The sequence below is a fragment of the Pseudomonas sp. Soil_N_39 genome, assembly GCF_057655955.1.
This window is the reverse complement of sequence record NZ_JBDGLI010000011.1, coordinates 142,364-161,890: the sequence shown is the minus strand read 5'-3', so window position 1 is coordinate 161,890 and position 19,527 is coordinate 142,364. Positions and strand designations below refer to the sequence as shown.

General features: G+C 62.2%; 18 protein-coding genes. 12 read left to right on the top strand and 6 right to left on the bottom strand.

Translation table 11 applies throughout. The features are described from left to right. Positions 1 to 5: 5 nt before the first annotated feature. Positions 6 to 722 (bottom strand): LrgB family protein, encoded by a 717-nt coding sequence (locus tag AC3A5O_RS17810; protein WP_092444060.1) that lies wholly within the window; start codon positions 720 to 722, stop codon positions 6 to 8. After that, the gene (locus AC3A5O_RS17805; protein WP_053125681.1) at positions 719 to 1,084 is read right to left on the bottom strand and encodes a CidA/LrgA family protein; all 366 of its coding nucleotides are present in this window, start codon (positions 1,082 to 1,084) and stop codon (positions 719 to 721) included. Before AC3A5O_RS17805 ends, AC3A5O_RS17810 begins: the two co-directional genes overlap by 4 nt. A 349-nt stretch (positions 1,085 to 1,433) precedes the next feature. On the opposite strand from AC3A5O_RS17805, the gene AC3A5O_RS17800 reads away from it, so the two are divergent. The 3 genes from AC3A5O_RS17800 (at position 1,434) to AC3A5O_RS17790 (ending at position 4,379) form a co-directional block, all read left to right on the top strand. Beyond that, a complete protein-coding gene (locus AC3A5O_RS17800) occupies positions 1,434 to 1,889 on the top strand; it encodes a MaoC family dehydratase (RefSeq protein WP_122565036.1) in 456 nt (151 codons plus the stop codon). A gap of 102 nt (positions 1,890 to 1,991) precedes the next feature. Then, positions 1,992 to 3,710, top strand: a complete 1,719-nt coding sequence (locus AC3A5O_RS17795; protein ID WP_354339279.1) for a C13 family peptidase — start codon at positions 1,992 to 1,994, stop codon at positions 3,708 to 3,710. A gap of 27 nt (positions 3,711 to 3,737) precedes the next feature. Next, positions 3,738 to 4,379 carry an oxidoreductase gene (locus AC3A5O_RS17790; protein ID WP_122565034.1) on the top strand — a complete coding sequence of 214 codons (642 nt, stop codon included), beginning with the start codon at positions 3,738 to 3,740 and terminating at the stop codon, positions 4,377 to 4,379. Positions 4,380 to 4,674: 295 nt separating this feature from the next. On the opposite strand, the gene AC3A5O_RS17785 is transcribed toward AC3A5O_RS17790, so the two are convergent. From AC3A5O_RS17785 to AC3A5O_RS17770, 4 genes are all read right to left on the bottom strand, one after another. Beyond that, a complete protein-coding gene (locus AC3A5O_RS17785) occupies positions 4,675 to 4,959 on the bottom strand; it encodes a YceK/YidQ family lipoprotein (protein ID WP_305468614.1) in 285 nt (94 codons plus the stop codon). Further along, positions 4,952 to 5,584, bottom strand: a complete 633-nt coding sequence (ubiX, locus tag AC3A5O_RS17780; RefSeq protein ID WP_122565031.1) for a flavin prenyltransferase UbiX — start codon at positions 5,582 to 5,584, stop codon at positions 4,952 to 4,954. The genes AC3A5O_RS17785 and ubiX overlap by 8 nt, the downstream gene beginning before the upstream one ends. Then, the gene (mpl, locus tag AC3A5O_RS17775; RefSeq protein WP_487753513.1) at positions 5,581 to 6,930 is read right to left on the bottom strand and encodes a UDP-N-acetylmuramate:L-alanyl-gamma-D-glutamyl-meso-diaminopimelate ligase; all 1,350 of its coding nucleotides are present in this window, start codon (positions 6,928 to 6,930) and stop codon (positions 5,581 to 5,583) included. Before mpl ends, ubiX begins: the two co-directional genes overlap by 4 nt. A 348-nt stretch (positions 6,931 to 7,278) precedes the next feature. Next, complete coding sequence (locus tag AC3A5O_RS17770; protein WP_487753512.1) at positions 7,279 to 9,183, bottom strand: sigma-54-dependent Fis family transcriptional regulator; 1,905 nt, start codon at positions 9,181 to 9,183, stop codon at positions 7,279 to 7,281. Positions 9,184 to 9,649: 466 nt separating this feature from the next. Between AC3A5O_RS17770 and exaC the strand changes: the two genes are divergently transcribed. The 9 genes from exaC to AC3A5O_RS17725 all read left to right on the top strand — a co-directional run bounded on the left by exaC (position 9,650) and on the right by AC3A5O_RS17725 (position 19,090). Further along, the gene (exaC, locus tag AC3A5O_RS17765; protein ID WP_305468616.1) at positions 9,650 to 11,170 is read left to right on the top strand and encodes an acetaldehyde dehydrogenase ExaC; all 1,521 of its coding nucleotides are present in this window, start codon (positions 9,650 to 9,652) and stop codon (positions 11,168 to 11,170) included. Positions 11,171 to 11,407: 237 nt separating this feature from the next. Continuing rightward, positions 11,408 to 12,856 (top strand): ethanolamine permease, encoded by a 1,449-nt coding sequence (gene eat, locus AC3A5O_RS17760; RefSeq protein WP_305468617.1) that lies wholly within the window; start codon positions 11,408 to 11,410, stop codon positions 12,854 to 12,856. Between the two features lie 57 nt (positions 12,857 to 12,913). Beyond that, a complete protein-coding gene (locus AC3A5O_RS17755) occupies positions 12,914 to 14,308 on the top strand; it encodes an ethanolamine ammonia-lyase subunit EutB (protein WP_487753511.1) in 1,395 nt (464 codons plus the stop codon). An 11-nt stretch (positions 14,309 to 14,319) separates the two neighbouring features. Continuing rightward, the gene (gene eutC / locus AC3A5O_RS17750; protein WP_305468619.1) at positions 14,320 to 15,144 is read left to right on the top strand and encodes an ethanolamine ammonia-lyase subunit EutC; all 825 of its coding nucleotides are present in this window, start codon (positions 14,320 to 14,322) and stop codon (positions 15,142 to 15,144) included. Between the two features lie 107 nt (positions 15,145 to 15,251). Continuing rightward, the gene (locus tag AC3A5O_RS17745; RefSeq protein WP_060740460.1) at positions 15,252 to 15,713 is read left to right on the top strand and encodes a GNAT family N-acetyltransferase; all 462 of its coding nucleotides are present in this window, start codon (positions 15,252 to 15,254) and stop codon (positions 15,711 to 15,713) included. Between the two features lie 336 nt (positions 15,714 to 16,049). Beyond that, positions 16,050 to 16,706, top strand: coding sequence for a DedA family protein (locus AC3A5O_RS17740; RefSeq protein ID WP_487753510.1), 657 nt, complete (start codon positions 16,050 to 16,052; stop codon positions 16,704 to 16,706). A 5-nt stretch (positions 16,707 to 16,711) separates the two neighbouring features. After that, positions 16,712 to 17,524, top strand: coding sequence for a M90 family metallopeptidase (locus AC3A5O_RS17735; RefSeq protein WP_487753509.1), 813 nt, complete (start codon positions 16,712 to 16,714; stop codon positions 17,522 to 17,524). Between the two features lie 111 nt (positions 17,525 to 17,635). Next, positions 17,636 to 18,163 (top strand): inorganic diphosphatase, encoded by a 528-nt coding sequence (gene ppa, locus AC3A5O_RS17730; protein ID WP_003205933.1) that lies wholly within the window; start codon positions 17,636 to 17,638, stop codon positions 18,161 to 18,163. Positions 18,164 to 18,358: 195 nt separating this feature from the next. Then, complete coding sequence (locus AC3A5O_RS17725; RefSeq protein ID WP_487753508.1) at positions 18,359 to 19,090, top strand: LexA family transcriptional regulator; 732 nt, start codon at positions 18,359 to 18,361, stop codon at positions 19,088 to 19,090. The last annotated feature ends 437 nt before the right edge of the window (positions 19,091 to 19,527 follow it).

Here is a 19,527-nt window from a genome sequence, read left to right as displayed (position 1 = left end):
GATCCTTAAACGGTCATCGACACCACCAACGGCAATAGCACTGCCGTGGCCACGCCCATTAGACTCATCGCCAGCGCCGCAAAGGCACCCGACTCTTCGCTTTCCTGCAACGCCACCGACGTGCCCACCGCATGGGCCGCCAGCCCCAGGGCCATGCCCCGGGCCTCAGGGCTATGGACACCCAACCGGGTCAGAATGCTCGGGCCGAGGATCGCCCCAAGCACACCGGTGATCAACACGAACACCGCCGCCATGGCCGCCACGCCGCCGATCTGCTCGGCCACCAGCATGGCGATCGGCGAAGTCACGGACTTGGGCGCCATGGTCATCAGGATCATGTGCTCGGCCCCAAAAGCCCAGCCCAGCAACACCGCGGAGCCTGTGGCAAACACCCCGGCTATCACCAGCGTAGTAAAAATCGGCCAGAACAACTGCCGGATCCGTCGCAGGTTCAAATACAGCGGCACCGCCAGGGCGACCGTGGCCGGACCCAGCAGAATGCTGAGGATCTCGGTGCTCTTGCGGTACTCGGCATAGCCGATGCCGCAGCCGACCAGCACGCCGATCAACAGCACCATCGACATCAGCACCGGTTGCAGGAACACCCAGCGGGTCTTCTCGAATGCCGCCAGCACCAGTTGATAGGCGCCCAAGGTAATGCCGATGCCGAACAGCGGATGGTGGATCACCGAGGTCCAAGCGCCCTGCCAGTCGAGCATCATTGGCTGTCCTCCGGGGCGGCGACGTGACGGCGGGCCAGGCGCTGCATCAACACCCCCGTCAGCGCCACGGACAGCACCAGCGACAAGGTCAACGCGCCAACGATGGCCCAGAAATCGGCGGCAATCGCCCCGGCATAAACCATCACCCCCACCGCAGGCGGTACCAGCAGCAAAGGCAAGTAACGCAGCAGGCTGCCGGCGGCCAGGTTCAGCGGCTCGCTGACTTCGCCGCGCACCACCAGATAGCCCAGCAGCAACAGCAGGCCAATGATCGGCCCTGGCAGCACCGGCAAAAACAAATGATTGATCGCAGTGCCCAGCAATTGAAACAGCACCAGCCAGGTCAGGCCCCGTAGCAACATCCGCTCTCTCCCCCAGCAACAGACCCAATGAACGCGCCAATTCGATTCACGGCGTGATTGTGTGGCGAGGGAGCTCGCTCCCGCTTGAGTGCGAAGCGCTCATAAAATGGGGCCGCTGCGCAGCCCAGCGGGAGCAAGCTCCCTCGCCACGAAATCAAACGCACACGTTAAGTGAACGCAATTGCAAAGAATGCGCCGGCATTATAAGCATGCCCGCGCTATGGTTCGGCATTCGTAAAAAGCATGGTCGATGACCTGCCCGGCGCGTCATGTTGATCTACAGTGGTTCTCCGGGGACGCCAATCCCCGTTCCAGAAAAAGTAAAACGATGAACCCAAGGAGAGTCTCAATGCCCTACGTCCCCGTTGCAGCGCTCAAAGATTATGTCGGCAAGGAACTTGGACGTTCCGAATGGCTTACCATCGATCAGGAGCGCATCAACCTGTTCGCCGAAGCCACTGGCGACTTTCAGTTCATCCACGTCGATCCGGTCAAGGCCGCGCAGACCCCGTTCGGCAGCACCATCGCCCACGGTTTCCTGTCGTTGTCGCTGATGCCCAAGCTGATGGAAGACATCCTGATCCTGCCCGAGGGCGTGAAGATGGTCGTCAACTACGGGCTGGACAGCGTGCGCTTCATCCAACCGGTGAAAGTCGATTCCAAGGTCCGGCTCAAGGTCGACCTGGTGGACGCCACCGAGAAAAAACCCGGCCAATGGCTGCTCAAGGCCACCGCCACCCTGGAAATCGAAGGCTCGGAAAAACCGGCCTACATCGCCGAGCCGCTGTCGCTCTGCTTCGTGTAAACCTGCGCAAATGCGAAACCGTCCAGGCAGTTTCGCATCGCTTTTCTATGTCTAGGGGGCATAGCTGCGGCATACTCGTGGCCTGATGACCTGGATCCCGTTATGCGCTTACTCGTCCCACTGACCCTGACCCTGTTGCTCGCCGCCTGTGGCGACGGCGAATCGCCGCTGCCTCCCGACGCGCGCCTGCCCGACGGCGGCCGCTATCGCGGCGACCTGGTGGATGGCCTGCTGCAAGGCCAAGGGCGCATCGACTACCCCAACGGCAGTTGGTACGCCGGGCAGTTCGACAAAGGCCAGTGGCACGGCACCGGGGAATGGCATGGCAGCAATGGCGAGGTCTATCGTGGCCAGTTCCACCAGGGCCTGTTCCACGGCCAGGGCAGCCTGACCACACCGACCAGCAGCTACACCGGCGGCTTCAAGCTGGGCCGCCGGGACGGTGAAGGGACGCTCAAGGAAAACGGCACAACCTACCGGGGCGAGTTCAAAGCCGACCGCTATTCCGGCCTCGGACGCCTGGAACTCGACGACGGCAGCCAGTACCAGGGCCCCTTCGTCAACGGCAAGCCCAACGGTGAAGGCCAGCGCTTCGACGCCAGTGGCAACCAGTTCACCGGGCATTTTGTCGATGGGCAACTGCAGGGCAAGGGCACCTTCAACAGCGCCGAGGGCGATGTCTACATCGGCGGTTTCAGGAACAACCAGCTCAACGGTCGCGGTCGCTACGAAAATGCCGACGGCGACGTCTGGATCGGCCAGTTCAAGGATGGCGCGCTGACCGGCAAGGGCGAATTGATCGGCGCCGACGGCAGCCATTACCTCGGCCAATTCAATGACTGGCGCTTTACTGGCGAGGGCCGCCTGAACCTGCCCGACGGCAGTTTCTACATCGGCCAGTTCGAAAGCGACAGCTACCACGGGCGCGGCACGTTGGTGTTGACCGATGGCACGGTGCAAAGCGGCACCTGGGCCAAGGGCCAACGGGTGCGCGACGCGGACGGCAGGTTGTTGCCGGATGTGCTCGAACTCGGCCTGCTGGCCCAGGGCCGCCTGCTGGAGGACGCCCTGGCCAATATCCCGGCCTCGACCCCGGCGGTGGAACTGTACACCCTGACCCTGGGCGGCGACGGCAAGCAAAGCGTGTTCCTGCGCGAATCCGACTATGTGGCCAACATGCTCGCCAGCCGTTTCGGCGCGTTCGGCCAGATCCGCCTGGTAAACCACCGCGATCACCTCGGCGATCGGCCCATGGCCAGCCGCGAGAGCCTGCGCCGCGCCGCTGCCACCCTGGCCGAACGCAGTGGCCCGGAAGACCTGATTTTCATCTACCTGACCAGCCACGGCACCAGCGAGCATGAGCTGGTGCTCGACCAACCACGCATGGAACTGGCCGACCTGCCCGCCGATGAACTGGCCGCGGTCCTGGCGCCGCTGAAGAACCGCGACAAGATCGTGGTGATCTCGGCCTGCTATTCCGGCGGCTTCATCCCGGCGCTCAAGGATGAACGTACGCTGATCATGACCGCCTCCCGCGCCGACCGGGTGTCCTTCGGCTGCTCCGAGGAAGCCAACTTCACCTATTTCGGCGATGCGCTGTTCGCCCAGGCATTGAACCAGACCGACGACCTGGAAAAGGCCTTCAAGCGGGCCAAGGCCACCGTGGCCGAACGCGAACAAGCAGACAATTTCGAAGCCTCCGAACCGCAGATGTGGGCGCCCAGGACGGTCCTCTCTCACTGGCAACTGCTGCGCAAACAGCAGGCGCGTAAAGCATTGCAAAGTGCGGCATTGAACGACGAGGCCACAAAGAGCAACTAAGCTGAACCGTATCAAGGGGGAAACACTATGTACTTGACGCCTCAGCATGTTTTGCTCGCCGGAGCTACCGGCCTGACCGGGGAACATCTACTGGATCGGCTGCTCAATGAGCCGACCATCACTCGCGTACTAGCGCCTTCACGTCGGCCACTGGCCGAGCATCCACACTTGGAAAACCCGGTTGGGGAACCGGTCCAGGTGCTGCCACAGCTCAGCGGCCAGGTCGACATCGCCTTTTGCTGCCTCGGCACGACCATCAAGAAAGCCGGCTCTGAAGCCGCCTTTCGCGCAGTGGACCTCGACCTGGTCGTGGCGTTTGCCAAGCGCGCCCGGGAACTGGGGGCACGGCACCTGGTGGTGATCAGTGCATTGGGGGCCGACGCCAAGTCATCGATCTTCTACAACCGGGTCAAGGGTGAAATGGAAGCGGCACTCAAGGCTCAGGGCTGGCCGCAGTTGACCATCTGCCGCCCTTCCCTGCTGCTGGGCGACCGCGTCGAACCACGCCTGGCCGAGCAACTGGCCGGGCCGTTGTCGAGGCTGATCCCGGGCAAGTACCACGGCATCGAAGCCTGCCAACTGGCCAGGGCCATGTGGCGTTTGGCGCTGGAAGAACAGGATGGGGTGCGGGTGGTGGAGTCGGATGAGTTGCGCAAGCTTGGCAAATAATCATGTGGCGCCTGGACAGGCGCTATCGCGAGCAAGCTCGCTCCCACAGGGATAGCGTGTCTTCTGAGGAAACTGGTCAACTGTGGGAGCGAGCTTGCTCGCGATAGCGATGGATCAGCTTGCATCCATGCTGGATGCCCCCCGCTGTTGTGGCGAGGGAGCTTGCTCCCGCTCGACTGCGCAGCAGTCGCCCTCACATTTGAATCAGCTCAAAAAGCTTGGGGCCGCTTTGCCGCCCAGCGGGAGCAAGCTCCCTCGCCACGGGTTCTGGGCAGAACAAGCACTGTGGTGTTTGTTACAACCCGCCTGTCGCTTGGAACCCTACGCCTAATGCCGTGAACAACGACAACGGCAACAACAAAGTATCCAGCAGCGCACTGCCCGGCAGATCCAGCCCTGGGTAACTCGGCGCCTCGGCTCCAAAGCGGTCCTGGGCACAGCAACCACCATTGAGGGCGTAAAGATCCAGGCGCGTCCCGGCGTACACCACCGGTGCGCCAGGCTTGGCGGCGTCGAGGGTGCGGGCGGTGGCGCAACCGGTCAGGTGCAGCGCCAGCAGCACGATCAGCAGCTTATTCATCGCTGCTCAAATGGTGCTCGCCCCAGCGTGGCAACATGTCCTGGGGAATGTTCAGCAGATTGAGGATCCGCGCGACGACAAAATCGATCAGGTCGTCGATGGTCTGCGGCTGGTGATAGAACCCCGGCGAGGCCGGCAGGATGGTCACGCCCAGGTTAGACAGTTTGAGCATGTGTTCCAGGTGAATGCTCGAATACGGCGCTTCCCGCGGCACCAGGATCAGCTGACGGCGCTCCTTGAGCGTGACGTCCGCCGCCCGCTCGATCAGGTTGTTGCAGGCCCCGGTGGCAATCGCCGACAGCGTCCCGGTGGAACACGGCACCACCACCATGGCCGCCGGCGCGCCGGAGCCCGAGGCCACCGGCGACATCCAGTCTTCCTTGCCATACACGCGAATCTGCCCCGCCGCCGCACCGGTGTATTCGGTGAGGAAGGCCTGCATCGTCTGGGTCTTGGCTGGCAGGGTCACGTCGGTCTCGGTGGCCATCACCAGTTGCGCGGCCTTGGAGATGAGGAAGTGCACCTCACGGTCCTCGCGCACCAGGCAATCGAGCAGGCGCAAGCCATACTGGGCGCCGGAGGCACCGGTCATCGCCAGCGTGATGCGTTCAGGGCCATTGCTCATTTCAGCGCCTCGGCCAGCTTACCGTGCAGGCCGCCGAAGCCGCCGTTGCTCATGATCACCACGTGAGTGCCGGGTTGGGCCTGGCTCTTCACGCGCTCGATGATGCCTTCCAGGGAATCGCTGACAATCGACGGCACCGTGCACAGCGCGGCGGTGGCGCCGAGGTCCCAGCCCAGGTTGGCCGGGGCGTACCAGATCACCTGGTCGGCATCGACCACGCTTTCCGGCAAGCCATCGCGGTGGGCGCCGAGCTTCATGGAGTTGGAACGCGGCTCGATGATCGCGATCAGCGGCGCGTCACCGATGCGCTTGCGCAAACCGTCGAGGGTGGTGGCGATAGCCGTTGGGTGGTGAGCGAAATCGTCATAAATGGTGATGCCGTTGACCTCGGCGACTATCTCCATCCGCCGCTTCACGCTCTTGAACGCGCTCAACGCGGCGATGCCCATGGACGGCACCACGCCGACATGCCGGGCTGCCGCCAGGGTCGCCAGGGCGTTGGCGACGTTGTGCTGGCCGGTCATGTCCCACTCGACCACGCCTTGGGATTGGCCCTCGAACATGACTTCGAACGCCGAACCATCATCCTTGAGCAACTTCACCTGCCATTGACCGCCCGCACCGGTGGTTTGCACCGGGGTCCAGCAGCCCATTTCAATGACGCGCTGCAAGGCCGGTTCAGTGGTCGGGTGAATCACCAGGCCTTCGCTCGGAATGATGCGCACCAAATGGTGGAACTGCCGCTCGATGGCCGGCAGATCGGGGAAGATGTCGGCATGATCGAACTCAAGATTGTTGAGGATCGCCGTGCGTGGACGGTAGTGGACAAATTTCGAGCGTTTATCGAAAAACGCGCTGTCGTATTCGTCGGCCTCGATGACGAAGAACGGCGTGCCGCCCAGGCGCGCCGACACCGAGAAGTTCTGCGGCACGCCGCCGATCAGGAAGCCTGGACTCATGCCGGCGTGTTCCAGGACCCAGGCGAGCATGCTGCTGGTGGTGGTCTTGCCGTGGGTGCCGGCCACGGCCAGGACCCAACGGTCCTGCAACACGTGATCGGCCAGCCACTGCGGGCCCGACACGTACGGCAGGCCTTTGTTGAGCACGTACTCCACCGCCGGGTTGCCCCGGGACATGGCGTTGCCGATGACCACCAGGTCCGGCGCCGGGTCCAGTTGCGCCGGGTCATAGCCTTGGGTCAGCTCGATGCCCTGGGCTTCCAGCTGAGTGCTCATCGGCGGGTAGACGTTGGCGTCGGAACCGGTCACGTGATGGCCCAGCTCCTTGGCCAAAACGGCCATTGAACCCATGAAAGTGCCGCAAATACCGAGAATATGGATGTGCATAGTCGACCTCGTAAAACATGGCCGCAGGTTAGCGTAGGGAGGGGGAAATCGCACCTTGTGTTTAAACCCCGATGCACAGGCGGGCGTCTGTGGGAGCAAGGCTTGCCCGCGATAGCGGTGGATCAGCTTGCGGTGATGTTGAATGTGCCGCCGCCATCGCGAGCAAGCTCGCTCCCACAGGTGAATGTACAACCCGGCTTTTGTGGCGAGGGGATTTATCCCCGTTGGGCTGCGAAGCGGCCCCTAAACCAGGTAACTCGGCATGCCAGTAAAATTGAGTTCACTGCTTTAGGGCTGCTGCGCAGCCCAGCGGGGATAAATCCCCTCGCCACAAAGGCAGTCAGTGCTTTATCGGGCAATCGCGTGCTTGCGCAGCTTCCGGTAAAGGGTATTGCGGCTGATCCCCAGTTGTTCGGCGGTGTGGGTCATGTGCCAGCGCTGGCGCTCCAGTGCATCGAGCAACGCCAGGCGCTCGGCATCTTCCAGCGGCCGTTCCGCCACGGTTTCAACCAGCGCCACCGGGCGCTGGCGAATCATCGCCGGCAAATCCTCCAACCCAATCCGCCCGCCATCGCACAACGCGGCGAGGGTCCGCAGCACATTGCGCAGTTGCCGCACGTTGCCCGGCCAGTCGAAGCTCAGCAACGCCTGGCGCGCCGGTTCGTCGATGGCCACCGTCTCGGCCCCACTCTCTTCAGCCAACAGGAAATCCAGCAACTGCGACTTGTCACTGCGCTCGCGCAACGCCGGCAGCGGGATTTCCAAGCCGTTGAGGCGGTAGTACAGATCTTCGCGAAAACTGCCGTCCCGTACCCGGTCGAGCAACTGCCGGTGGGTGGCGCTGATGATGCGCACGTTCACCGCCTCGGGCTCGCCGCCGATGGGCACCACTTGGCGATCCTCCAGCACCCGTAGCAAACGGGTCTGCAAAGCCAGGGGCATGTCGCCGATTTCATCGAGGAACAGCGTGCCGCCGTCGGCCTGTTGCAGCTTGCCGCGCATGCCTTCCTTGCGCGCACCGGTGAAGCTGCCGCCGCGATAGCCGAACAGCTCGCTCTCGATCAGGCTTTCCGGGATGGCCGCGCAGTTGAGGGCGACGAAGTGCTTGCCGGCGCGCTGGCTGGCGTGGTGCACAGCCTTGGCAAACGCCTCCTTGCCGGAGCCGGTTTCGCCGTGGATCAGCAGCGGCACATCACGCTCGAACACCCGCAGTGCCTTGCGAAAATGCTCCTGCAACGCCGCATCCCCCAGGCAGATGCCCGGCAGGCGGGCTGGCTCGATGGCCTTGAGCAGCGGCGCGACCGGCACCGGCACGCTGCGCGGCTGCCCACGCAACACGGCGAACAAATGCCGGCCATCACGGGTGCGCAGCGGCCAACTGGCGCTGGCTTGGACACTGGCGCGGCCCAGCAACTCGTCCAGTGAACAGTCGAAAAAGTCCTCGACCCGCTGACCGAGCAGGCCGCCACGAATGTGTCCAAGCAGGTTCAACGCGCTCTGGTTGACCGCGCAGATCCGTCCTTCGCCGTCGAACGCCATGAGTCCTTCGCTGAACAGCCCGACGGACTCGGCCTGCAAGTGGAAGCGCAGCAACCATTGATTGTCGAAGCAACGGAGGAAATAGCAGCTCTCGATCATCTTCGCCGAGAGGTTGACCAAGGCCATGGTGTGGAACTGGCTCTGGCGCGACACGTCCGGCCGGGCCGAGGAGACGTCGAGCACCGCCAGCAATTCGCCCTGGGGGTCGAACACCGGGCTGGCCGAGCAGGTCAGGCCGGTGTGGCGGCCACGAAAGTGTTCTTCCTGGTGGATGGTCAGGGCCTGGCGTTCCACCAGGCAGGTGCCGATACCGTTGGTGCCTTCGCAGGCTTCGCTCCAGTCGGCGCCGAGCCAGAGCCCGGCCCGTTCGAAAATTTTCCGTTCGCTGGGGGCGGTGACGCAGTTGAGGATCACGCCCCGGGCGTCGGTCAGCAGCACCGCGTGGCCGGCGCCGGAGAGTTGCTGATGGAGGCTGGTCATTTCCGTGCCGGCGATGTGCAGCACCTGTTGCAAGCGTTCGCGGCTTTCCAGTACCCGGCCATGTTCAAGCACCGTCGGCGCCAGGTTCTGGGCCGGGTCGAGGTGATAGTCCTCGAGGCAGCGCAGCCAGGAACGGGCAATCGACGGATCGCTGCCAGGCCCCTGCAAATGGGCTTTGCCCTGGGTGACTGTCAGGACTTGCTGGGCATGGCGACTCAAATGGTTGCTGTGCATTTCTTATTGTTCTCCCCGAAGGTTGCGGCCTGCTGGAGCAACTGTCGAACCTGGCCCCTGTGGGAGCAAGGCTTGCCCGCGATGAACGATGACGCGCAGGTCAGTTGAACCGCGTCGAGGCTATCGCGGGCAAGCCTTGCTCCCACAGACCTTGCCCCCACAGACCTTGCCCCCACAGACCTTTGTTCCCGCAGGAGCTGTGCTGAATGTCCAGCATCCTCCAGCCCAACCCCCTTTGCAATGCTGGCGCGACCTGTCAGTCACAGACTGTCTCGCATCTGGCACAAACTGTCACACCCGCTGTATCACAAGCGTCACACAGCCCCTCCGTTTGTCCGACCCACTCCTCCTAAAGTCTTGATTTACGGGCCCTGCAAGGCAATGGCCCGACCTTTGCTCTAGGCTTAAGTACCAGCGCGTATTTGCGCGGCTCCCTAATAAGCACAAAAGCCAAGGAGAACTCATCATGCGTTACGCTCACCCCGGTACTGAAGGCGCTATCGTTTCGTTCAAGGCAAAATACGGTAACTACATCGGCGGCGAGTTCGTCGCGCCTGTCAAAGGTCAGTACTTCACCAATACATCCCCGGTCAATGGCCAGCCCATTGCCGAATTCCCGCGCTCCACGGCCGAAGACATCGAAAAAGCCCTGGACGCCGCCCACGCCGCTGCCGATGCCTGGGGCGCCACGTCCGCCCAGGCCCGTTCGCTGGTCCTGCTGAAAATCGCCGACCGCATCGAAGCAAACCTTGAGGTTCTGGCGATCACCGAATCCTGGGACAACGGCAAGGCCGTGCGCGAAACCCTCAACGCCGACATCCCCCTGGCCGCCGACCACTTCCGTTACTTCGCCGGATGCCTGCGGGCCCAGGAAGGCAGCGCCGCCGAGATCGACGGCAACACCGTGGCCTATCACATCCATGAACCGCTGGGCGTGGTCGGGCAGATCATCCCGTGGAACTTCCCGCTGCTGATGGCCGCCTGGAAACTCGCCCCGGCCCTGGCCGCCGGTAACTGCGTGGTGCTCAAGCCGGCCGAACAAACCCCACTGGGCATCTGCGTGCTCATGGAACTGATCGGCGACCTGCTGCCGCCCGGCGTGCTGAACGTGGTGCAAGGTTTCGGCAAAGAAGCCGGCGAAGCCCTCGCCACCAGCAAGCGCATCGCCAAGATCGCCTTCACCGGCTCCACCCCAGTCGGCTCGCACATCATGAAATGCGCCGCCGAGAACATCATCCCGTCCACCGTGGAACTGGGCGGCAAATCGCCGAACATCTTCTTCGAAGACATCATGCAGGCCGAGCCGAGCTTCATCGAGAAAGCCGCCGAAGGCCTGGTGCTGGCGTTCTTCAACCAGGGCGAAGTCTGCACCTGCCCCTCCCGCGCCCTGGTGCAAGAATCGATCTACGACGAGTTCATGAAAGTGGTGATGAACAAAGTCCTGCAGATCAAACGCGGCGACCCGCTGGACACCGACACCATGGTCGGCGCCCAGGCGTCCGAGCAGCAATTCGACAAGATCCTGTCGTACCTGGAAATCGCCAAGGGCGAAGGCGCCGAGCTGCTGACCGGCGGCAAGGTGGAAAAACTCGAGGGCAACCTGGCGACCGGGTATTACATCCAGCCGACCCTGCTCAAGGGCACCAACAAAATGCGCGTGTTCCAGGAAGAAATCTTCGGCCCAGTGGTGAGCATCACCACCTTCAAGGACGAAGCCGAAGCCCTGGCGATCGCCAACGACACCGAGTTCGGCCTCGGCGCCGGCCTGTGGACCCGCGACATCAACCGCGCCTACCGCATGGGCCGGGCGATCAAGGCCGGTCGCGTCTGGACCAACTGCTACCACCTCTATCCGGCCCATGCCGCGTTTGGTGGCTACAAGAAGTCCGGCGTTGGGCGTGAGACCCACAAGATGATGCTCGATCATTATCAGCAGACCAAAAACCTGCTGGTGAGCTACGACATCAATCCGTTGGGGTTCTTCTGAGTCCTGGGGCGAGGCAGGTCATCCTGCTTCGCCCTTTAGATGGCTATCGCGAGCAAGCTCGCTCCCACAGGGATCTGTGGATAACTCGTTTCCAGGGTTGAAACAGATCCACTGTGGGAGCGAGCTTGCTCGCGATGGCGGCGGTCCAGCTTGCATCCCTGCTGTATGCAACACACCGGTTCCAAGAGCAGCCCCGCTCCAACAGGGCCAAAAAACAATAAAAACAGGTAAACCCTTATGCCAAGCGATCATGCAAACCCGCAACCGGCAACGTCCTCGGTCGACTTCGAAAAAGTCGGCTCCGAATATTTCCAACAACGCGAACTGAAAAAAGGCGCGGCAGGCTGGGTCCTGCTGGTGGGCCTGGGCGTGGCCTATGTCATTTCCGGTGACTACGCCGGCTGGAACTTCGGCCTGGCCCAAGGCGGCTGGGGCGGGATGTTCCTGGCCACGCTGCTGATGGCCGCGATGTACCTGTGCATGTGTTTTTCCCTCGCCGAGCTGTCCTCGATGATCCCCACCGCAGGCGGCGGCTATGGCTTTGCCCGCAGCGCATTCGGGCCCTGGGGCGGGTTTCTCACGGGCACGGCGATCCTGATCGAGTACGCCATCGCCCCGGCGGCGATTGCCGTGTTCATCGGCGCGTATTGCCAATCGTTGTTCGGCATTGGCGGCTGGATGATCTACCTGGCGTTCTACATCGTCTTCATCGCCATCCATATTTTCGGCGTGGGTGAAGCCCTCAAGCTGATGTTCATCATCACCGCCGTCGCCGCCCTGGCGCTGGGGGTTTTCCTGGTGGCGATGGTGCCGCACTTCGACGTCGCCAACCTGCTGGACATCCCCGTCACCGCGGCCACGGGCGCCAGCCCATTCCTGCCCTTCGGCTACGTCGGCGTCTGGGCGGCCATCCCGTATGCCATCTGGTTTTTCCTCGCCGTGGAAGGCGTGCCCCTGGCCGCTGAAGAAACCAAGAACCCCAAGCGCGACCTGCCACGCGGCCTGATCGGCGCCATGCTGGTGCTGGTGGCCTTCGCCCTGCTGATCCTGGTGATCGGCCCGGGCGGCGCGGGCTCCAACGCGCTGATGGCCTCGGGCAACCCGCTGGTGGAAGCCCTGGCCAAAGCCTACGGCGGCTCGACCTGGATGGGCCACTTCGTCAACCTCGTCGGCCTGGCCGGTTTGATCGCCAGTTTCTTCTCGATCATCTACGCCTACTCGCGGCAGATCTTTGCCTTGTCCCGCGCCGGCTACCTGCCACGCAAGCTCTCGGAAACCAATAAAAGCAAAGCACCGGTCCTGGCATTGGTCATTCCCGGCATCATCGGTTTCGGCTTGTCCTTGACCGGCCAGGGCGACCTGCTGATTCTGGTGGCAGTGTTCGGCGCGACCATTTCCTACGTGCTGATGATGGCCGCGCACATCACCCTGCGCATCCGTCGCCCCAAAATGGACCGGCCATACCGCACACCGGGCGGCATCTTCACCTCGGGCGTGGCCCTGGTGCTGGCGTGCATCGCCGTGGTGGCGGGCTTTTTGGTGGACCCACGGGTGGTCATCGGCGCCGCGATCATCTATGGAGTGTTAATTGCTTACTTTGCTTTCTACAGTCGGCATCACTTGGTCGCAGGCACCCCCGAAGAGGAATTCGCGGCCATTCAAAAAGCCGAAGAAGCCTTGCACTAAGCCGTAACGTGCCGAAAACCACGGCGCCGCCCAGCGGCGCCGTCACGGAGAACCTGTATGGCCAGTTTTGCACACACGGTCGGCGCCCAGACCTACCGTTTCGACAACCTCAAAGACCTGATGGCCAAGGCCAGCCCGGCGCGTTCCGGGGATTTCCTGGCCGAGATCGCCGCGCTCAACGATGGCGAGCGCGTAGCCGCGCAAATGGCTTTGGCCGACCTGCCCCTCAGCCATTTCCTGCAAGAAGTGCTGATTCCCTACGAGGTCGACGAGGTCACCCGGCTGATCGTCGACACTCACGATAAACAGGCTTTTGCCGTCGTCAGCCACCTCACGGTCGGCGGCTTTCGCGACTGGCTGCTCAGCGACGCCGCCGATGAACAGAGCCTGCGGGCCCTGGCCCCTGGCCTGACGCCGGAAATGGTCGCCGCCGTGTCGAAGATCATGCGCGTGCAGGATTTGGTGCTGGTGGCGCAGAAAATCCGCGTGGTCACCAAGTTCCGCGGCACCCTCGGCCTGCGCGGACGCCTGTCCACCCGCCTGCAGCCCAACCACCCCACCGACGAACCCGCCGGCATCGCCGCGAGCATCCTCGACGGCCTGCTCTTCGGCAACGGCGACGCCATGATCGGCATCAACCCGGCCACCGACAGCACAGCGTCGATCTGCGCCATGCTGGAAATGCTCGACGCCATCATCCAGCGTTACGACATCCCGACCCAAGGCTGCGTGCTGACCCACGTCACCACCTCCATCGAAGCGGCGAACCGTGGCGTGCCCCTGGACCTGGTGTTCCAGTCCATCGCCGGCACCGAAGCGGCCAACGCCAGTTTCGGCATCAACCTCAATGTCTTGCAGGAAGGCTACGACGCGGGGCTAAGCCTGAACCGCGGCACCCTCGGCAACAACCTGATGTATTTCGAAACCGGCCAGGGCAGCGCGCTGTCGGCCAACGCCCACCACGGCGTCGATCAACAGACCTGCGAAACCCGGGCCTACGCCGTGGCGCGACATTTCAACCCGTTCCTGGTGAACACGGTTGTAGGATTCATCGGCCCGGAGTACCTGTACAACGGCAAACAAATCATCCGCGCCGGCCTCGAAGACCACTTCTGCGGCAAGCTGTTGGGCGTGCCGATGGGCTGCGACATCTGCTACACCAACCACGCCGAAGCCGACCAGGACGACATGGACACCCTGCTGACCCTGCTCGGCGTGGCCGGGATCAACTTCATCATGGGCATCCCCGGCTCCGATGACATCATGCTCAACTATCAGACCACCTCGTTCCACGACGCCCTCTACGCCCGCCAGACCATGGGCCTCAAGCCCGCGCCGGAATTCGAAACCTGGCTGGCGAACATGGGCATCTTCACCCAGGCCGATGGCCGGGTGCGGTTCGGCGACAACCTGCCACCGGCGTTTCGTCACGCCCTCGCGCATTTGGGATGAGAGCACTGCCCATGGATAAATCACCTGTCGATCCACAAAACCCTTGGCTGAATCTGCGCAACCTCACCCCGGCGCGCATCGCCCTGGGCCGCACCGGTACCAGCCTGCCGACCCAGGCGCAACTGGACTTCCAATATGCCCATGCCCAGGCCCGCGATGCGGTGCACCTGGCGTTCGATCATCAGGGCATTCGCGCACAGTTAACCGAGCGCGGCCGTGAAAGCCTGCTGCTCCACAGCGCGGCGGCCGACCGCCACAGCTATCTACAGCGCCCGGACCTGGGCCGGCGGCTCGACGAGGCCTCCGCACAAACCCTGCAGGACTACGCGGCGGCCCATCCCGGCGGCGTGGACCTGGCCATCGTGGTGGCAGACGGCTTGTCGGCGCTGGCGGTGCATCGGCATACCTTGCCGTTCCTGGCGCGCCTGGAAGAACAGACCGCCGCTGACGGCTGGTCGGTGTCGCCGGTGATCCTGGTGGAACAAGGCCGGGTCGCGGTAGCCGATGAAGTGGCGCAGCGGCTCGGCGCGAAAATGTCGGTGATCCTGATCGGCGAACGCCCCGGCCTCAGCTCCCCCGACAGCCTCGGGCTGTATTTCACCTACGCGCCCAAGGTCGGCCTGACCGACGCCTATCGCAACTGCATCTCCAACGTCCGCCTCGAAGGCTTGAGCTACGGCATGGCGGCCCATCGCCTGATCTACCTGATGCGCGAGGCCTGTCGCCGCCAGCTCTCGGGGGTCAATCTGAAGGACGAAGCCCAGGTAAACACTCTAGAGTCGGAAAACGCTGCCGATATGAAAGGTAATTTCCTACTGGCGCCGCCCCGAAACTGAGCCGTTTATCCGATTGCGTTTTTGATCCGCTTTCAGGCAGCATCAAAAGCACGGCAGCGCGACATTGTTGTCTGAGTATCTGTCGACCTTTGCAGACGAGACCTACCATGCGGATTATCCAAGCAACTCTGGAACACCTGGACCTGCTGACCCCATTGTTCGTCAAGTACCGGGAATTCTATGGCTCACTGCCCTACCCGGATTCGTCGCGAGCCTTCCTCGAAAAACGCCTGCGCCGCAAGGAATCGGTGATCTACCTGGCCCTGCCCGATGACGATGACAACCGGCTGCTGGGCTTCTGCCAGCTCTACCCGAGCTACTCGTCCCTGTCCCTCAAGCGCGTATGGATCCTCAACGACATCTACGTCGCCGAAGACGCCCGCCGCCAACTGGTGGCCGACAACCTGATCCGCACCGCGAAAAAAATGGCCAAGGAAACCAACGCCGTGCGCATGCGCGTCTCCACCAGCAGCAACAACGAAGTCGCGCAGAAAACCTACGAGTCGATTGGCTTCAAGGAAGACACCGAGTTCAAGAACTACGTGTTGCCGATCAGCGAAGGGATCTGACCCGTTCAGAGGGAAATCAGCCCATGGATATATCTGTGACAGACATATCCATGGGAGATCGATCTGTGGGAGCAAAGCTTGCTCGCGATAGCGCTCCGTCAGGCCCATCAATGTTGACTGAATAGCCAGCATCGCGAGCAAGCTTTGCTCCCACAGGTGTTTCACCCCAAGACAACATCTCGAAATCCCCAGCTACAAACTCCCCCCGCACTTCCCCCGCCCCACCGTATAATGCCGCTCTTCCCAGCGTGTAAGAAAAAGCTACACACTCTGTAGCCATACTCAAAGCCAGACCCACAAGCCTGCCGAGTCGGGCCACCACCACAGGTGTTATGCATGGATTTCAACCCCCTCGACCTCATTCTGCATCTCGACGTCTACCTCGACATGCTGGTGACCAACTACGGCACCTGGGTCTACGCCATCCTGTTCCTGGTGATCTTCTGTGAAACCGGCCTGGTGGTCATGCCCTTCCTCCCAGGCGACTCCCTGCTGTTCATCGCCGGCGCCGTAGCCGCAGGTGGCGCCATGGACCCCGTCCTGCTGGGGGGCCTGCTGATGCTCGCGGCCATCCTCGGCGACAGCACCAACTACCTCATCGGCCGCACCGCCGGCGAAAAACTCTTCAGCAACCCCAACTCGAAGATCTTCCGCCGCGACTACCTGCAGCAAACCCACGACTTCTACGCCAAACACGGCGGCAAAACCGTGACCCTGGCGCGCTTCCTGCCAATCATCCGCACCTTCGCCCCCTTCGTCGCCGGTGTCGGCAAAATGAACTACCTGCGCTTCTTCGGCTTCAGCGTCCTCGGCACCATCCTCTGGGTCGGCGGCCTGGTGACCCTCGGCTACTTCTTCGGCAACGTGCCCTTCATCAAGCAGAACCTGTCGCTGCTGGTCGTCGGCATCATCCTGCTGTCGCTGCTGCCGATGATCATCAGCCTGGTGCGCAGCAAAATGAGCCAGCGCGCCTCGAAAGCCCAACCGCGCTGATCGCCATGTGGTCCCTGAGCAACTGGCGCCGCCAACGCACCCTCGCCAAACACCCCGTCACCGAGGAAACCTGGCGGCGGGTGCGCCAACAACTGAGCTTCCTCGACGGCATCAGCGCCGCCGAGGACCAGTGGCTACGGGAAGCCTGCGTACTGTTCCTGCACGACAAACACCTCACCGCCCTGCCCGGCGTCGAACTGCACCAGGAACAACGCCTGCTGCTCGCCGCCCAGGCGCAACTGCCGCTGATGCACCTCGGCGATTTGAACTGGTATCAGGGCTTCCACGAAATCGTCCTCTACCCCGACGACTTCCTCAGCCCCCAGCGCTACCGCGACGCCAGCGGCATCGAGCACGAATGGGACGGCGAACACAGCGGCGAAGCCTGGCCCCAGGGCCCGATCATCCTGGCCTGGGACGGCGTGCTCGCCAGCGGCGGCTGGGACGGCTACAACCTGGTGATCCACGAACTGGCGCACAAACTCGACATGCTCAACGGCGACGCCAACGGCCTGCCACCGCTGCACGCCGACATGCGCGTCAAAGACTGGGCCGACGCCATGCAACAAGCCTTCGACGACCTCGACCGCCAACTGGACCACAACCCCGACGCAGAAACCGTCATTGACCCCTACGCCGCGGAAAACCCGGCGGAATTCTTCGCCGTCACCAGCGAATACTTCTTCAGCGCCCCGGACCTGCTGCACCAGGCCTATCCCAAGGTCTACGAACAGCTCAAGGCGTTCTACCGCCAGGATCCTTTGGCCCGACTGCGGCAACTTCAAGCCGAAGATCCGGTCTATCAGGCGTCATACTAAGGTCTCTAAGACCCTGCTAACGTGGCAACAGCGGCCGAATATGCCTATAATCGCCGCCACTTTTTGGTCAATCCGACCAGTCATTTGGTCAACTAACGGGGGCACCGCCCAATGAGCTACAGCAAGATTCCGGCTGGCAAAGACCTGCCGAACGACATCTACGTCGCGATCGAAATCCCGGCCAACCACGCCCCGATCAAATACGAAATCGACAAAGACAGCGACTGCCTGTTCGTTGACCGTTTCATGGCCACCCCCATGTTCTACCCGGCCAACTACGGCTACATCCCCAACACCCTGGCCGACGACGGCGACCCCCTCGACGTGCTGGTCGTGACCCCTTACCCAGTGGCCCCAGGCTCGGTCATCCGCGCCCGTCCAGTCGGCATCCTGAACATGACCGACGACGGCGGCGGCGATGCCAAAGTCATCGCAGTGCCACACGACAAACTGTCGCAACTGTACGTCGACGTGAAGGAATACACCGACCTGCCACCGCTGCTGATCCAGCAGATCGAGCACTTCTTCGCGAACTACAAAGACCTTGAAAAAGGCAAGTGGGTCAAGATCGAAGGCTGGGCCGGTGCAGACGCCGCCCGCGAAGCCATCACCAAGTCGGTTGCCGCCTACAAAGGCTGATACAAACTTGATAAAGAACCCCGGTTTGCCCCGGGGTTTTTTTATGTCTTAATGATTGCTAATACGTAGTTGTATTAAGGTCGTTTAAGCACGTTTAGCCCGCGCCTTTCAAATCCTGCAAACGGAAAGATCGTCTTATATATTTGCACGACTTGTTTATTGCCGAAAACACAGTCGTCCCTAAACTTTCCGTTTATGAAAATACTTTCCAGTGGCGACCGCTTCCGAGCCCTTCTAAAAGAAGCGAACATCCGTTCCGCCGACTTCGCGAAGTTATACGGCGTGAAATCCCAACACGTGAACAACTGGTTCAACCGTGGCATCCCGCCAGGGCGCATCCACTCCATCGCCAGCCTGCTGACCGTCAGCCCGCAATGGCTCGCCCACGGCGAAGGCCCGCAAACCCCATTGGGCCTCGGCCCCGGCACCACCTATGAAGCCGCCGAAAACGACGGCGTCTACAGCGTGGTGGAACCCACCGACATCGAACTGCCTTTTTACAAGGAAGTCCCCATCGCCCCCGGCGAAACCAAAACCCACATCGTAGAAATCCCCGACCAATCCATCCGCCTGCCCCGCAGCCACCTCGAATCCCTGGAAATCGACCCCGGCGACGCCATCTGCATCACCATGATCGGCGACAGCATGGCCGAACGCATCGAAGACGGCTCCACCCTCGCCATCGACCGCGGCCTGACGCAAATCGTTGATGGTCAAATCTATGCGCTTGAGCATGACGGCATGCTGCGTATCAAATACCTGCATCGCATTCCCGGTAATCGGCTGCGCCTGCGTAGTCATAACTGTGCTGCGTATCCTGACGAGGTCTTCAGCGCCGAACAGATCGACGCGCAACACATCCGGGTGATCGGCTGGGTGTTCTGGTGGTCCACCCTCAACAAACAGAGACCGCCGGTGTTCGACTAACCCACCCAAGACCAGAAACCGTGGCAGGAACTGCAGTAGGAGCTGTGGCAGGAGCTTTTGTGGCGAGGGGATTTATCCCCGCTGGGCTGCGCAGCAGCCCCCTGCTTTTCACCTGAATCACCCCTAACCCAATGATTCCACACCACTTACCACTGGGATTCTGAAGCAAACCCGCGTATCCTCCGCCCCACATTTGCGAGCCCACGCCTCGCACCGACAAGGCAGATCACTTTCTGACCAAGTCCCACAGCCGGCCGCAAGAGCCGGATGTACGTTTTGAAGGCTGGTAAGGTTTGTCAAAAACGAACTGAGTTAGTCAACGAGAAGCCGGCCATAAGCCGGCTTTTTAATGCCTGAAATCCGCGTAGGACAAGGGCTTGATCCAAAGCCCCATCTTTGACCCACACTTTGACCCACACCTAAACGCTGGGTTAGTC